The organism is Methanosarcina sp. Kolksee (genome assembly GCF_000969945.1).
Classification (GTDB): domain Archaea; phylum Halobacteriota; class Methanosarcinia; order Methanosarcinales; family Methanosarcinaceae; genus Methanosarcina; species Methanosarcina vacuolata.
Window position 1 is genome coordinate 2,731,355 of the sequence record NZ_CP009524.1, and the last position, 15,511, is coordinate 2,746,865.

A 15,511-nucleotide genomic window follows, 5' to 3' on the forward strand; every position below is an offset into this window, starting at 1 on the left:
TATCGGGAAGAAGAGCAGATCATGGACAAAAAAGTCATAATCCTATCGATTGCTTTTGCGACCATAGCCTGTATTCAGCACTTAATTACAAAAGGCAATATTAATAGGGAAACACTCACGATTGCTATATTAAGTTCAATAATTCTCGCATTTTACTTTACATGGTTTATGCCTGAGCTCAACCTCAGAAAAAGGGACACGTACTTTCTGACATGCATAACGCTGTTTGTTGTCGCGAGCCTTAACAACTTCATTGAGGCATACTTCTTCACAGATGTATTCAATACAACTTTTACTCTGGTAGCCGCCGTCACAGTTTCGTTATTTACCACTTTAATCCAAACGGCTCTTGCAATCTATATTCTGAAACCTGAAGGCAACATGACTCTGATAAATGCCATCCGTGAACACGTGAGAGCAAATGAACATTATGTACTGCGTATTATAGCCGCATCCCTTGTCTATTTTCCGGTGTACCTAACATTCGGTCTCATCATATCACCTTTCGTGATCCCCATATACACAAACCCTCAAAACGGCCTTTCAGTCCCCTCTTTCTCACTTATGTTCCCGCTTGAGCTAGTGAGAGGTGCAATATATGCCATTGTCCTTGCAGCAGTTTTTGCCAGCCTGAAAAAGCAGAAGAACCTGAATTTCAAAGTGGCTGCAACTCTACTATTTATTCCAGGCGCCTTCATACCGCTCCTTTCAAGTCTTACACAGGCAAATGCATTCAGCCAGGTCGCTCCATACCACATATTCGAAATTCTCGGTGATTCCATAGTTTATGGTTATATAGTATCCCGAATTTTTCATAAAGTTTAATCTCAGAAATTTGTAATTTCAGAAATTTGTAATCTCAGAAATTTGTAATCTCAGAAATTTGTAATCTCAGAAATTTGTAATCTCAGAAATTTGTAATCTCAGAAATTTGTAATCTCAGAAATTTACAATTTCAGCCTTGTCTCTACAAGTAAATGATTATGAACATGATTCTGAGCATGAAATTGCTGGCTGTATTTTTGAGATATTAGAAACTCTGGCAACCAGCGTTTAGAAAAACATTTAATTTTGAGTTTTTGAACCGCAGATGTGTATAGATTTTTGGACCCCCGAGTACTCAACGACCGCGAAGCGGGCGGCCTTTCAGAAAAAAAGGAAAAAAAAGATTAAATCCGAAAAAGCAGCAATATTATCGTTTTTTCTCACCTTCCCCCCACTTCTTCTTAATCCTCTCAAGCAAAACCTTCGCTGTCTCATAATCCCTGCCTTCTCTTTTTGCAATCTCAGCTTCTGTCTCTAGTCCCCTGAAAATAACTTTATTCAAGCATCAGGATTAAATAGAATCTCGAAGGACCAACGCTCTCTCCTCATTCTCTCCTTTTCGAAATTGACATTTTAACTACGTGAATTCTTATTGGACCTAAAACTTAATGTTACCGTAGAAATCTATAATTCTGTCAGAATTACATTTAATAAATTGATTAATTAAAAAAATCATCTAGTCAAAATTCACAAAAATTTGCTAATTCAAAAAGTTATATAAAAATCAAATGAAAATTCTATTAATATAAACAAGCAAGATATCTGGTAATTTAATGAAAAATCTAAATCATAAACAAAGGGCTCTTCTTTACACTATAGACAGACTCCACGAGAGAGACTTATCTTCCAGGTTAATGATAACGAAGAGTCTTTTTTTGTCATCCCACGTAGAAAAAATAGACAAATTAATGAAATTCTATCATTTTTTTCCTCATCATTACGGACCTTTTTCCAATGTTTGCTATACAGATATCTCCACACTACAAAAAGAGGGCTATATCATAGAAAAGGAAAAGAAAATTGAATTAACCGAAAAAGGGAAAGTAGCCTTGAAAGGAATTGACCAGAAAGCAACATTGAAAATAAATCGGGTTGTTAGAAAATTCGACTCAGAAAAAGAAATTATGGAATACGTATATCGAAAATTTCCTGATTATACCATAAGAAGCAAACTTCTTCCCCCTCAAAAAAATGTAAAATATGATCCTGGCCTTTTCACTATCGGTTACGAAGGAAGAGATATTGACCTTTTCCTTGATATCTTAATTCAGAATGCCATAGATGTTCTTGTTGATGTCAGGAAAAATCCTTTCAGCATGAAATTCGATTTCACAAAAAATAGCCTTAAAAATTATCTCGAAAACTCGGAGATTCGATACCTCCACATCCCCGAACTTGGTATAGAAGGGGAAAAAAGAAAAGACCTTCTCACACTCAAAGATTACGAAAAACTCTTTGAGTACTACGAAAAAACAACAATAAAAGACAATCCCGAACTTTTAGATAATATTGTGGAATTAGGCCGAAGCCACCGTGTAGCTCTAATGTGCTTCGAAGCCGATGTAAATATGTGCCATCGTGGAGTTATTGCAAGAAACATAGTTCAGAAAGAAAATGTAAAAGTTTTAAATATCTGAAACACATAAAAGATGTAAAACTATTATTTTATTTTTTGGAGGTTTCTCCTGATTGAAACAGGAAACCGAGAAAATCTTAGTTCTGGTGAGGGCTACACCAGAAGAAAGTAGAAAGCATGGATATCTTGTATGTGTTGCCGGAATAAATGAGAAGGGAGAATTCAGGAGAGTTTATCCTTTTGAATTTAGCTATGGGGAAAAGTTAATTGATTTTAAGAAGAAAGACCGGATAGAAGTTGTCCTGACGGAACCGGATAACGATCAAAGAAGAGAAAGCAGAAAGCAAATCAGCTATAAGAATCTGCATTTCCCTGTTGAGGACGAAGAGCTAAGAAATTTACTCAAGTCAAAAGTGAGTTCAATTGAAAAATTAAAAGAAGAAAACGCAAGTCTTGGAGTAGTTAAGCCTGAACTTTTAGACGTAAAGATCGAAATAAATAGCACTGAAATATACGACCGGCAGCAGTATTTCAATTTGATGGGCGATTATCTGGTCGAGAAAAGAGAAAAAGTCAAAATGCCTGTCGAATTAAGATATCATTTCAGATGCAAAAATGATCCCACCTGCAAAGGACACCAGATCATTCTCCTTGACTGGGAACTTAATGAACTTGCAAGAAACGTCATGCGGACAGACATAGATCCGGCATCCGTAGAAGAAAAAATCAGGTATAAATTTTTTGATTCCATGCAGGAAAGAGACCTTTATTTTGTAATGGGAACTCACTTCCGTTTTAAAACCTGGATGATTATAGGAATTTTCTACTTTAAGAAGAAAGACGAAAAGCAAAAGAACCTTTTTGATTTTTGAAAGTTAAGGGTTTTTCCATTTCTAATAGTAACTTTAGGAACCACATATACGCATTTTTCTTATTCAAATCAGGAACGGATGATTTTTTATATTGTGTACCGACGCTCTCACCGGCTGCCAGGCAGCCAGCCTTTTCCTTAATGCAAAAAGAAAGAGACTGAACTTCAAAAAGCAGCACTGTTATTTTTTCTTATCTTTTATCCCTTTCTCTGCTTTTATCCTCTCAAGCAAAACCTCCGCCGTCTCATAATCCCTGCCTTCTCTTCTTGCAATCTCAGCCTCTGTCTCAACAAGTTGACCGGAAAATGCTTTTGCAAGAATGGACTGCCTTAGTTTTTCCGTTTTTTCCCTAGCCGCTGTAACTTTAGCTTCAATTGAGTCGGCAAAGGCAAAGAGGGCATCAACACGCCAAATCATTTCTTGTTTTGTTCGTCTGTCATTAAGAAAAGCCGCTTCGCTTCGCGAGCGGGACAAGAACGACCAGGATGCAACAGTAAGGTTATACTTTTTCAAATTCAAAGTTGTTTTTTCAAACGTACACTTTTATATAATCCTGAACTTACCTTCTGCCATGAGCAACGGTACTGTCAGAGCAAACATTAAAGAAGGGATGAATGTCGGAATTGTCCTGAAAGCAGACCAGAGGACCGGAAAAATTACCCAGGGCATTGTAAAAAGAATTTTAACCAACTCTTCAACGCATCCACACGGAATAAAAGTTCAGTTAACGGATGGCCAGGTTGGAAGAGTCAAGGAAATTTATTGAAAGCTACAGGACAAATTATAGGGATAAATTAAAGACAGCTCTTTTTAAAAATTGATAACAGTGTGAGTTGTTGATGCAGACTTTTCTGGGGATATAAAATCTGAAAATATTGAGGTTGAAATTGTTCCATATTCTTTGGACTCCACTGATTTGGATGATGAAAATACGGGCGTAACTGAAACCATTGAAATTCCTGAGCGAACATGTGAAGAGAATAAACAGTCCTATTCAGGTGAAAAAATTGCTGAATTAAGGGAGAAAAGTGTTCTAGAGAGGAGTTCCCGGTAAAGCTGAAATAAGTCCCGAGTACTCTTCGAAAGTTTCTCACTTCTTTGAAACCATAAGTTTTAAATAAATTACTAAAGTTTTACTCTAAAGCAAATTATTGCTTCCTTGATAAGTGCTTGAGGTTTCAAAGTGAAATGTTATAAGAGCCATTTAGATTTAGACTGCATTTAGCATACAACACAATTGTTCAGGTAGGAGGAAGGTAAGGAGTAGAACCCTTCCCCCTACCTCGGAGGTTGACTTACTCACGCAGGGAAATATGCCAGAAATCCGGCGTGAGTTTTTTACTCAGATGATATATATTATGCATGAAATGTATTTAACTCTTTCTATTTTGTAGCTATGTCTATAACTCAGATCAGTTTTTATTTTAATCCCAATTTTAATCTCAATTTTAATTTCAGTTTAAATTTCAGTTTTAATCTCAGTTTTTACCAGGTAAACATATAAATAAAGTATAATTTTAAATAGTAATCTTAAAGTTCCCTACATATTTTGAAAATTATAGGAAGACTAATATCTGAGTAAACCTATATAAATACTTAAATTTTTAAAATCCAATAATTTTTAACGAATTTTACTGGAAAGGGGTTTTAATATGTTCTCACTGAACGAACAAAAGGCTATTGAACTTGGAGAATCTGGAGAACGAGCAATAAGAGAAAAGAATGAATATGATGCGCTCCAATATGCTGAGTACCTCCGGGAATTCGGGCAAGAGTTGCTCGAAGGGAATTTAGAGAAAGATTTAAAGCGAGTCGCGATCTCACTCCGGAATATTGGTAATAAAGCAATCCAGAAAAAGATCGAGAACGTTGCGTCCACGGCTCTTAGTGACCTTAACTCTCTTTCTGAAACCGCACTTGACAAGGGCTTTTCCAATGCAATGTGGTCTTTTTCAAAAGCTGTACAGGAAATAGGAAAAGGAGCGGTACAGTTCCAGATGCTTGAATCTGCAAAAATTGCACTCGATACGCTTAAAATGATAGGGATGGGTGCGGTAGAAAAGAAAATGGAAGTTGTAACCCTCTGGACGACCATGTCAATTGAGGAAATGGCTTATCTTGCAAACCGGCAGCAGCTTGAAGATTTAACCAAGGACGCAAAAGAAGCAAGAGAAGAAATTATAGAATACTCCGAAGCCTCGGGGTTTGTTACAAGGGAACAGATTGAAAAATATCCACAGCTTATCGCCCAGACCGTAAGTCAATTCTCAGAGCTTCAGAACCTTCAACCTGCAGGTTATGCGGCAAAGCCCAATGAGGAATTCACAGAAGAGGAATTCTTTGAGGAAGAGGAAGAAGGAGAGGAGCAGGAGCCTGAAACTGAGGCTGCTAAAAAGGAAATGTGAGCCTGGTAATCAGGAAAAATTAGCCTGAGAATCAGAAAAATGATACTGGTAATCAGGAAAAATTAGCCTGAGAATCAGAAAAATGATACTGGTAATCAGGAAAAAATTTCCGGGAAAATTTCTGGCTGCTTACACAGCCGGATGTTTTTTATTATAATTTTTGGAAATTTCCAGAAAACTTTCTATTATTTTCAGCCCATTGGGAGTAAGCACGGATTCGGGGTGGAACTGCAGGCCATAGATTGGATACTTTACATGTTCAACTGCCATAATGCTCCCGTCCTCAGCCCTGGCGGTAACTTTTATCCCGGGCGCAGGCTCCCCAATCTCAAGTGAATGATAACGGCCTGCTTCGAATGGGCCATCAAAGGCTGAAAATAATGCAGAGTCCTCATGCAGAATCTTCGAACTTTTTCCATGCACCGGGCCGACCTTGCTTCTTCGGACGACTCCGCCAAAAGCCACATTGATTGCCTGATGTCCAAGGCAGACTCCAAGAAGGGGAATTTCCCTGCCCATTTCCCTGATTATGTCCAGGCAATTTCCTATGTCCCTGGGGTCTGAAGGATTCCCTGGGCCCGGCGAAATAACCAGAGCATCAGGTTTAATATCCCTGAGTTCCTCAAGGGAAACCGTATTGGGAAGTACCAGAGTATCTTTTTCGAAATAAGAGATATAATCTACAAGATTCCATACAAAGGAATCCTTGTTGTTTATGAAAACCACTTTCATCTGAAAACACCTCCTGAACTTATCATTTTTAGTTCATTTTCTCCTCGTATCTCTCCTTTAACCTCCCCTTTCATGAAAAGCCCGTTTCCTTGAGTTTTTTTCGGTAAAACGTCCCTATCTGAACTTCTTTTCATAAATTTCACCCCAGAATCACTTAACAAATTGTTTTAAACTTCTCCTTCGATTGCCGCAAGCATTGCTCCCATCTTACGTTCGGTTTCCCTGAATTCATAACCAGGATCAGAATCAGCTACGATTCCAGCTCCGGCCTGCACTGATGCTTTCTTACCCTGTACAATAATGGTCCGAATTACGATTGCAAAATCGGCGTCTCCGTTCCAGCTATAATATCCGACTCCTCCCCCGTATATCCCTCGCGGGGAAGTTTCAAGTTCGGAAATAATTTCCATGGCGCGGATTTTCGGAGCTCCTGAGAGCGTTCCTGCCGGAAATATTGCCCTGAAAGCATCGAACTGGTCACATTCCGGTCTCAGAGTGCCTATAACCTTACTTTCAATATGCTGGACATGGGAATACTTCAGGACTTTCATGAATTCGGAAACCTTCACCGAGCCGCTTTCCGTAACCATTCTTACATCGTTTCTCCCAAGGTCGACAAGCATCACGTGTTCAGCCCTTTCTTTTTCATCATGCATCATGTGTGCAGCAAAGGCCTCATCTTCGGCTTCGGTTTTTCCACGGGGGCAGGTGCCTGCAATCGGGTTTGTGATTAGAGTCCTTTCATGGACAGTCAGCAGAGTTTCAGGGCTTGCCCCGACAATTGCCAGGTCTCCGAACTCAAAAATGTACATGTAAGGGCTTGGATTAATTGCCCGAAGCTGCATATAAAGTTCAAAAGGCGACTGTTCGAGCGTAAACTCGCATTTTCTGGAAAGGACTGCCTGAAAGATATCTCCTGCAAAAATATGCTCTTTCGCCTGGACTACCGAGTCCTCAAACTTCTGTTTTCCGGCATTGCAGTCCGAAACAGGTAAGCCTGGAAAGATTGATCCGCCTGGTATTGCAACTTCTGCTGAGTTTCCTGAGAGTGCAGCTTCTTTGAGTATGGCATAGAGTTTTTCGGCTTCCAGAAGAGCTTCTTCATAGATTTCTCCGGCATCCAAACCCGTATTTACGAAAGGAGTGACCACGATAGATATCTCTTCAGTTATATGGTCGAAAACAAACGTTTTTGAAACCATCAGGTACTGAAGTTCCGGAATTTCGGACTCAAAGCCTTTTTTGACCCCTAACCAGCTATCATAAATAGCATCATAAGCCGTATATCCTATGGCCCCGCCCAGGAAAGTCTGCCTGTCAAAACGTTTTGCGTTCAGGAGTCCCATCCCATTTCCAGGAGGAAAAACCAGGCGAAGGGCATCGAAACCATCTTTTCCCTCAGGAATTGGAGCCGTGAATTTTAAGTTTCTCAGTTCTGAGTTTTCTTTCTCCGGATTCTCCTCTATGGTTTCACACCCACAGGTATCTTTGATTTTCGACCGAGCTTCTTCAAAAAAAGGAGACGCATTTGGGTTAAGGAGTTCAAGGGAAATTTTCCTGTCACTTATCCTAACTACGGCATCAGGATCATTTCCAACAAAAGAGTACCTTGCCTTAGTTTCCTGTTTTTCCACTGATTCCAGCAGGTACGAATAACCTGAGGTCCCTGAGGCCCGCAGGGCGCGGTAAAGTTCAAGAGGAGAACATGTAACATTATCGATTCTTGCAAGGAGCTGGATAAAGCCTGGCTGGCTTACTCCTGATGCAAGCTCTTTGAATTCTTCTTTTCCAAAGTCAAAGGAAAGCATTGGCACACCTCACTTCTTCAATAAAACTTTTGATTTTTACGGCATCTTTTTTCCCGCAGGTCTCAACCCCAGATGCCGTGTCTACAGCATAAGGCGAAACAGCCCTGATTGCTTCCCGTACGTTTTCAGGCTTGAGCCCGCCTGCAAGGATAAGGGGAAGCCGCGTTTCTTCTAAGATTCGCCGGCTCAGAGTCCAGTCGTGCACACAACCTGTGCCTCCGGGCTTTTCGGACTTTGCCGTATCAAGCAGAATGGAATCTACAATGTCGGCTTCTTCCAGAAGACTGACCTCTTCAAGCAGGCTTGAGACAGAAGTCGGATTTCCGGAACCTTCGTTTGATGCCTCTCCCTGTGCAGGTACGGACAGAGTTTTTATAATAGGGATGCCCGTTTTTTCTTTTATTATTTCAAGTTCGAGAAGTGGCAGCCTGGAGTGGATCTGCACGATATCGGGTTTTATTTTTTTAATCAGACCTACGGCAGTATCCGCGTTTTCAGGCATTATAACCAGTACGGAACTCATGGTTTCAGGGACTCTGGATACGAGGTAGGCAGCAGTATCGGAATCGAGCTTTCTTGGGCTCTCGACAGGAACTTCTGTAATAAACCCAACTGCATCGGCTCCGTAAAAGGCTGCGAGTTCGATTTCTTCAGGGCTGCGGATCCCACAGATCTTTATTCTCGTTTTCACTTTCGCTGTCATGCCCTCTCTCCCGAGGCCGGGCTTAATATGGACGTTTTTGAGCGCATTGACATGCTTTTTCCCGAAAGACTTCCCTTACTTTTCTGTCTAAACCCCGAAGTAAAAGTCTTGAACTGGTTGAATTTAACCATGACCTTTCCACTGTCAATGGCATCCTCGGCAATAGGAATTGCTTGCCGGATAGAACCTACTATCCCGCCTACATAAAGGGCGGCAGCCGCATTCAGGACTACAATGTCTCTTTTAGGCCCTTTCTGACCTTTAAAGATGCACAGCAGGTCTCTTGCATTTTCTTTTGGAGTACCACCCTTTATATCCTCGGGATTTGCCTGCAACATGCCAAGATCTTCCGGGATCAGCGTATAGGTTGAAACCTTGCCGTCTTTTAACTCCGCAACATAGGTTTCACCCGTGTTTGTGATCTCATCCATTCCGTTTCCGTGCACAACAAGAGCATGCTCGGTCCCGAGTTCCGCAAGAGCACAGGCTATTGGTTCACAGAGTTTTTTATCAAAGACCCCTATCACCTGCCCTTTAGCACCTGCCGGGTTGGTCAGGGGCCCAAGAATGTTGAAAACCGTGCGGACTCCGAGTTTTTTCCTTATCCCTGCAACCCTCTTCATAGCCGGATGAAAAACCGGAGCAAACATGAACCCTATTCCTATCTCTTCGATTGTTTGCCTGACAGCTTCGGGCTCCAGGTCAATTTTAATTCCCAGGGCTTCAAGTACATCCGAACTCCCTGACATTGAAGTGGCAGCCCGGTTTCCATGCTTGGCTACAGGAACACCTGCTGCAGCAGTAACAATTGCGGCTGCTGTCGAGATATTGATTGTATTAAGGCCGTCTCCTCCTGTCCCGCAGGTATCAACAAGCCTGAAAGATGTTTTAGGCCGGATAGTGTTTCCGGCTTTTTTCATTCCCCTTACAAAGCCTGCGATTTCTTCGGGCTTTTCACCCTTTGCCCTCAGAGCAAGCAGAAATCTTCCGATTTCCTCATCCTGTGCTGTACTCAGAATTTTATCTATTGCAGCTTCAGCTTCTTCGGGGCTCAGATCGTGCCCTTCTTCCAGCTTTTGAATGTATTTTTGCATTACTCCTCACTCCTTTGAACTCCTGATTTCTTCTTTTCCAATGTAATTCAATATTCAAAATCTTCTCAACTGTTGATGTTCTTGATTTTTCGGATTATTTCTCTTTAACTGGCTCTTCTGATTCCGGACCATTTCCTTTAACTGGCTCTTCTGATTCCGGATTTGAGTTCCTTTGCAAGAGCTTCCAGCCTTTCGTTTACGTCTTTTCCTTCCTCTATAATCTTGACAAAAGCCGAGCCGACTATAACTGCATCTGCTCCGGCGTCTCTAACTTCTGCAGCCTGTTTTCCTGTTGAGATCCCGAATCCCACAGCCTTAGGAAGCCCGGTTTCTACTCTGGAAAGCAGCTCTCTGGTGGAGGATGAGACATCTTCCCTGGCTCCAGTGACCCCAAGCCTCGAAACAAGGTAAAGGAAACCTGATCCTCTTTCCAGGATTTTCTGGATTCTTCCCTCGGTTGTTGTAGGCGCAATTAGAAAGATCAGGTCAAGCCCGTGCTTTTCGCAGCTATTTTTCAGGTCAGCCGCTTCTTCTACAGGGATATCGGGTACTATCAGTCCGCTTATTCCGGCATCTGCAGCCTTTTCCACAAATTTTTCCACTCCATACCTGAATACAGGGTTGTAATAGGTCATGCAGACAAGTGGAATCCCAACATCCAGGGTTTTAATGAGCTCAAAATAACGCTGTGTGTCCATGCCTGCTGCAAGTGACCTCTGTCCTGCCACCTGGATTGTCGGGCCGTCCGCTACAGGGTCTGAAAAGGGAAAACCGAGTTCTATGATATCCGCACCTCCGTTCACCAGAGCTTTTACAATCTCCCCGGTTTTTTCTGAGGACGGGTCTCCTGCCATTACGTAACAGATCAGAGCACCTTCCTTTTTCTCCCTGAGTTCTGAGAATTTTTCGGAAATTTTTTGCCTTTCCATTTTAGATCCCTCCTCTCAGGCTAAGGACGGTTTCCAGATCCTTATCGCCTCTTCCAGACAGGTTTACAACCACTACATCTCCCAGTTCTCCGGCTTCTGAGGCTTTCTTCAGGTAAGCAAGGGCATGGGAAGATTCCAGTGCAGGAATTATTCCTTCATGCCTGCTCAGTTCATGGAAAGCTCCAAGTGCTTCATCATCAGTTGCATATCTGGCTGTAACCCGGCCGATTTCGGACAGGTAAGCCAGTTCAGGCCCTACCCCTGAGTAGTCAAGCCCTGCGGAAACGGATTCGGATTCAAGGATCTGCCCGTTTTTATCCTGCAGTACTTTTGTTCTTGCACCGTGCAGGATACCTTCTTCTCCTGCACAGAGAGAGGCTGAGTGAAGGGCGGCTTTTTCCGTACATTTAAGGGCTTTTCCTCCGGCTTCGACAGCAATCAGTTTGACATCCTTATCCTCAATAAAGGGGTAGAAGATCCCCATTGCATTACTTCCGCCGCCTGCACAGGCAATAATGGAATCAGGCATACACCCTTCTTTTTGCAAAATCTGTTCCTTTACTTCACGACCTATAACGCTCTGGAAATCCCTTACTATTACAGGATAGGGATGAGGCCCTACAACCGATCCTATGAGGTAATGCGTGTTTTCTATGTTCGTGACCCAGTCCCTGAAAGCCTCGTTAATAGCATCCTTAAGGGTTTTTGAACCGGATTCCACGGGTACTACTTCAGTGCCCATGAGTTCCATGCGGTAGGCGTTCATCTGCTGACGTTTGACATCCCTGGCCCCCATGTAGACAACAGTTTCAAATCCGAGATTTGCCCCTGCCATAGCTGTTGCAGTCCCATGCTGTCCTGCACCGGTTTCGGCAATCAGCCTGGTTTTTCCCATGTATTTTGCAAGCAGGGCCTGTCCTATTGCATTATTTAATTTGTGGGCCCCTCCATGCACAAGGTCTTCCCTTTTGAGGTAGATCTTTGACCCGTACTTTTTGCTCAGGTTCCTGGCAAAATAAAGAGGTGTTTCCCTGCCTGCAAAATCCCGCAGGTAATGGTCAAGTTCGGCAAGGAATTCAGGGTCATTTTTATACCGTTCGTATCCCTCTTCCAGCTCTTCTAAGGCCGGCATGAGGACTTCTGGTACGTACTGCCCCCCATATTTTCCGTATTTTCCTTTTACCTGGCCTGTCTGCCCGTTTTTCAAATTCTTCTGCGAACCTGCGAGTTTATTTAAGTATGAGTCCTTTGCAGGAAATTCTGAAACTTTAGTTTCTGTCAATTCAATTACTCCCTTGTCTTTTTGATGAATCCTGTAACATAATTTTGATATCGCGTTTGTAAGCGTAGTTTTTGAATAAACTTTGAATGAATTTTAAATGAATTTTGAATGAATATTGAATGAATTAGAGTGGATTTTCCAACCTGTCCAGTCAGGCTAAAAGCTCCGAAAAGTCTGGAAAAACAGTTAATAACGCCAACCAGCGCCCTGGACGAATTCTTTCGTTTTATCAAAAACAGAATCACTTTCCATAAGTGCGGAACCTATCAGCACGGCATCCGCGCCTGCCTGAATTACCCGTCTGACATCCTGTACGCTGTTCATCCCGCTTTCGCTTATTATAAGGTGCCTGGTTCCGTGATCAAGGTCACATTCCCGGATAATGGGAGCCAGCTCTTCTGTGGTTCCGAGGTTGATTTTAAGGGTCTCTAAGTCCCGGTTATTAATTCCTATAACTCTTGCATCGGTTTCCAGAGCTAAATCGAGTTCTTTCCTATTGTGGACCTCTACCAGAGGCTCCACCCCTTTTTTAAGGGCAAGCTCAACAAAAGTCCCGAGTTCTTCTCCAAGGATACCTGCAATCAGGAGTACAAGATCACTTTGAGCTTCTTCAAGCTGCACCCTGTCAATAATGAAATCTTTCCTCAGGACAGGCAAGCAGACCTTACTTCTAACTGAGTCCAGGTTTTCAAGTGATCCCCTGAACACCCCAGGCTCGGTCAGGACTGAAACTGCAACAGCTCCGGCTTCTTCCATCTCCCATGCAAGCTCGGCAGCCGTTGCAGGTGGAATATCCCTGAAAGTCCGCCCTGGCGATGCGGGCTTGACCTCTGCAATTACAGGCACCCTACCATCGGCTTTTGCGTCTGCCACAGCCGAAATAAAGTCCCTTTTCTCAAATCCCATCTCCTGGCTTTCACTGGAGGTCTGCGGCCCAAGGGCCTGTATACGGGTTTTTGTTGTGTTGAGGATGTGAAGAATTGAAGCGTGCATTATTTATCACTAAAGTATATTTTTGTACATCAACGTCTAATGAAGTACTTTGTATAAAAAGGTTTTGGATAAGCACAATATGAACTGAGATTCTTATTTCGTAAAAGCCGGAAATCCTTGTGCTCAGTTTAACATATTTTGGATTTCAAGAATAGAGTCTATTCCTTGCTCATTTCCAACACTGCACTACTTCTCACTTATTCAGAACAGGAAGAGAAAATCGCAAAAATGATTCTGTTTTGAAGGAACTGCTAACGTGTTTGATTTTCGTTTTTTACTCCATTGAGTAAGGAAAGTTAGGAATTATTCAAGTATAATATCAAGGTATTTGTTGCCAAAAATCATTATTGAGATACTGAAATTACGGATCAATTTCTGAACTGCAAATTTGAAGTTATATTTTTTATCATTCCTTCAAATTTAAATAAAAAACTTTATAAATTAGAATAGTTGTAAATTACTAACATTTTTTTATATAAATATGAAGCGAAATATAAAGGAGGAACTTAAAATAGAATATCGACACGCTAACAAATTTAGGATAACGTTACTATTTTTTATTATCCTTTTTCTGGGATTAATGAGTGCATCAGTTACGCACGCTGAAAGTTATAAGTTTGTTACCAAATGGGGTTCTTATGGTGATGGTGCTGGACAATTAAATCATCCACGTGCCATTGTTGCAACTTCATCTGGATATATTTATGTTGCCGATACAGACAATCATCGGGTTCAGGAATTTAATAACAATGGCAAATTCATTAACCAATGGGGCTCTACTAATGATATATCACTGGGGTATGTAATCGGTGTTGCTGTAGATTCTTCAGGTAACGTTTATGTTACTGATACTAACAATCGCATTGTGAAGTTTGACAAAAATGGTAATTTCATTACAAAATTTGGTTCTTATGGAAGTGGCAATGGACAGTTCAAAGATGTTCATGACTTTTGTTTAGATTCATCTGGCAATATTTATGTTGTCGATACGGGCAATAATCGAATTCAGAAGCTCGATAACAATGGAAATTACTTGATCCAGTGGGGTTCTTATGGCAGCAGTAATGGGCAATTCAAGAATCCCATTGATGTTGCCTTAGATTCTTCGGATAATGTTTATGTTGCTGACAAAGATAACCATTGCATTAAAAAGTTTGACAGTAGCGGCAATTATCTAATGCAATTCGGTAATTCTGGCAATGGCGATGGACAGTTTAATAACATTATAAGTGTTTTTGTTGATTCTTCTGGCGATATTTATGTTTTGGACATAGGGAATACTCGCATTCAGAAGTTTGACAGTGACGGCAATTATCTAACACAGTGGGGTTCCTATGGGACAAATGATGGGCAATTCAGAAACCCTGAAGATGTTGCTGTAGATTCTTCAGGCAATGTTTATGTTGCTGATGCTGACAACAATCGCATTCAGAAGTTTGCTCCAGTATATCCACCAGTAACTAATTTTGTCAGCAATGTTACCACAGGCTATGCTCCCCTGACAGTAAAGTTTACTGACACAAGTACAGGAACACCATTTTCCTGGAAATGGAACTTTGGAGATGGGGCTTCTTCAACGGTAAAGAATCCGATACATACATATTCCAAAGCAGGAAAATACACCGTAAAACTTACTGCAACCAATGAAGGGGGCAACAGTACTGCAACAAAAACAAATTATATAACTGTCAAAACGACTACTGTAAAACCGGTTGCAGCTTTCTCTGCATCTCCAACCTCCGGGAAAGCGCCATTAACAGTAAAATTCACAGATAAAAGTACAGGAACGCCGACTAAATGGAAATGGACTTTTGGTGACGGAGCAACTTCAAGCAAGCAGAATCCAACTTATAAGTATTCAAAAGCAGGAAAGTATACAGTGACACTTACGGTTACCAACGCAGCAGGCAGTAACACGGCAACAAAAACGAATTATATAACAGTAGTATCAAAACCTGTTGCTGCATTTTCTGCGTCACCAACCTCCGGAAAAGTTCCATTAAACGTTAAGTTTACTGACAAAAGTACAGGAACGCCGACTAAATGGAAATGGACTTTTGGTGACGGAGCAACTTCAACAAAACAGAATCCAACTTATAAATATTCAAAAGCAGGGAGTTATACTGTTAAGTTAACAGTAACGAATGCTGCTGGAACTAACACTAAAACTATTTCTAAGTATATTACAGTGAAAAGTAAATAATATTGTTGACGAGTAACCAATGAAAATAAGCAAGGTATAAAAGGCATTCAAATTCTATTGAATATAATCCTTTTAACCTTGCTTTAAAT

The 15,511-nt window shown here is 41.3% G+C and carries 17 protein-coding genes; 7 read left to right on the forward strand and 10 right to left on the reverse strand.

Features of this window, described 5'->3' with window-relative positions:
• Positions 1–21: 21 nt before the first annotated feature.
• A complete protein-coding gene (locus tag MSKOL_RS11295; RefSeq protein ID WP_048156275.1) occupies positions 22–825 on the forward strand; it encodes a hypothetical protein in 804 nt (267 codons plus the stop codon).
• Between the two features lie 367 nt (positions 826–1,192).
• On the opposite strand, the gene MSKOL_RS21395 is transcribed toward MSKOL_RS11295, so the two are convergent.
• A complete protein-coding gene (locus MSKOL_RS21395) occupies positions 1,193–1,327 on the reverse strand; it encodes a hypothetical protein (RefSeq protein ID WP_255351929.1) in 135 nt (44 codons plus the stop codon).
• A gap of 373 nt (positions 1,328–1,700) precedes the next feature.
• Here MSKOL_RS21395 and MSKOL_RS11300 point away from each other — a divergent pair, with 373 nt between their 5' ends.
• Both MSKOL_RS11300 and MSKOL_RS11305 read left to right on the forward strand, forming a co-directional pair.
• Positions 1,701–2,462: a DUF488 family protein gene (locus MSKOL_RS11300; protein ID WP_231592204.1), complete on the forward strand. Its 762-nt coding sequence runs from the start codon at positions 1,701–1,703 to the stop codon at positions 2,460–2,462.
• A gap of 52 nt (positions 2,463–2,514) precedes the next feature.
• Positions 2,515–3,273, forward strand: a complete 759-nt coding sequence (locus MSKOL_RS11305) for a hypothetical protein (protein WP_048156281.1) — start codon at positions 2,515–2,517, stop codon at positions 3,271–3,273.
• A 180-nt stretch (positions 3,274–3,453) separates the two neighbouring features.
• Here MSKOL_RS11305 and MSKOL_RS11310 read toward each other — a convergent pair whose 3' ends face one another.
• Positions 3,454–3,747: a hypothetical protein gene (locus MSKOL_RS11310; RefSeq protein WP_048158322.1), complete on the reverse strand. Its 294-nt coding sequence runs from the start codon at positions 3,745–3,747 to the stop codon at positions 3,454–3,456.
• A 97-nt stretch (positions 3,748–3,844) separates the two neighbouring features.
• On the opposite strand from MSKOL_RS11310, the gene MSKOL_RS11315 reads away from it, so the two are divergent.
• From MSKOL_RS11315 to MSKOL_RS11320, 3 genes are all read left to right on the forward strand, one after another.
• On the forward strand, positions 3,845–4,039 hold the full coding sequence (locus MSKOL_RS11315) for a YwbE family protein (protein ID WP_048121009.1): 195 nt from the start codon (positions 3,845–3,847) through the stop codon (positions 4,037–4,039).
• A 150-nt stretch (positions 4,040–4,189) separates the two neighbouring features.
• On the forward strand, positions 4,190–4,327 hold the full coding sequence (locus tag MSKOL_RS20210) for a hypothetical protein (protein ID WP_156151058.1): 138 nt from the start codon (positions 4,190–4,192) through the stop codon (positions 4,325–4,327).
• 598 nt (positions 4,328–4,925) lie between these two features.
• Complete coding sequence (locus MSKOL_RS11320) at positions 4,926–5,678, forward strand: hypothetical protein (RefSeq protein ID WP_048156283.1); 753 nt, start codon at positions 4,926–4,928, stop codon at positions 5,676–5,678.
• 129 nt (positions 5,679–5,807) lie between these two features.
• Here the strand turns inward: MSKOL_RS11320 and MSKOL_RS11325 are convergent, their stop codons facing one another.
• From MSKOL_RS11325 to MSKOL_RS11355, 8 genes are all read right to left on the reverse strand, one after another.
• Positions 5,808–6,410: an aminodeoxychorismate/anthranilate synthase component II gene (locus MSKOL_RS11325; protein WP_048156288.1), complete on the reverse strand. Its 603-nt coding sequence runs from the start codon at positions 6,408–6,410 to the stop codon at positions 5,808–5,810.
• Entirely contained in the window at positions 6,407–6,544 is a 138-nt protein-coding gene (locus MSKOL_RS20215; RefSeq protein WP_156151059.1) for a hypothetical protein, read from the reverse strand. Before MSKOL_RS20215 ends, MSKOL_RS11325 begins: the two co-directional genes overlap by 4 nt.
• A gap of 33 nt (positions 6,545–6,577) precedes the next feature.
• On the reverse strand, positions 6,578–8,218 hold the full coding sequence (gene trpE, locus MSKOL_RS11330) for an anthranilate synthase component I (RefSeq protein ID WP_048156291.1): 1,641 nt from the start codon (positions 8,216–8,218) through the stop codon (positions 6,578–6,580).
• Entirely contained in the window at positions 8,205–8,921 is a 717-nt protein-coding gene (locus tag MSKOL_RS11335) for a phosphoribosylanthranilate isomerase (protein WP_048156295.1), read from the reverse strand. The genes trpE and MSKOL_RS11335 overlap by 14 nt, the downstream gene beginning before the upstream one ends.
• The gene (gene trpD, locus MSKOL_RS11340; protein WP_048156298.1) at positions 8,918–10,015 is read right to left on the reverse strand and encodes an anthranilate phosphoribosyltransferase; all 1,098 of its coding nucleotides are present in this window, start codon (positions 10,013–10,015) and stop codon (positions 8,918–8,920) included. Before trpD ends, MSKOL_RS11335 begins: the two co-directional genes overlap by 4 nt.
• Positions 10,016–10,152: 137 nt before the next feature.
• Complete coding sequence (gene trpA, locus MSKOL_RS11345; RefSeq protein ID WP_048121019.1) at positions 10,153–10,944, reverse strand: tryptophan synthase subunit alpha; 792 nt, start codon at positions 10,942–10,944, stop codon at positions 10,153–10,155.
• 1 nt (position 10,945) lies between these two features.
• Positions 10,946–12,151 carry a tryptophan synthase subunit beta gene (gene trpB, locus MSKOL_RS11350; RefSeq protein ID WP_048123928.1) on the reverse strand — a complete coding sequence of 402 codons (1,206 nt, stop codon included), beginning with the start codon at positions 12,149–12,151 and terminating at the stop codon, positions 10,946–10,948.
• 261 nt (positions 12,152–12,412) lie between these two features.
• Positions 12,413–13,219, reverse strand: a complete 807-nt coding sequence (locus tag MSKOL_RS11355) for an indole-3-glycerol-phosphate synthase (protein WP_048121022.1) — start codon at positions 13,217–13,219, stop codon at positions 12,413–12,415.
• A gap of 580 nt (positions 13,220–13,799) precedes the next feature.
• Here MSKOL_RS11355 and MSKOL_RS19360 point away from each other — a divergent pair.
• Positions 13,800–15,422: a PKD domain-containing protein gene (locus tag MSKOL_RS19360; RefSeq protein WP_082091111.1), complete on the forward strand. Its 1,623-nt coding sequence runs from the start codon at positions 13,800–13,802 to the stop codon at positions 15,420–15,422.
• Positions 15,423–15,511 lie beyond the last annotated feature (89 nt).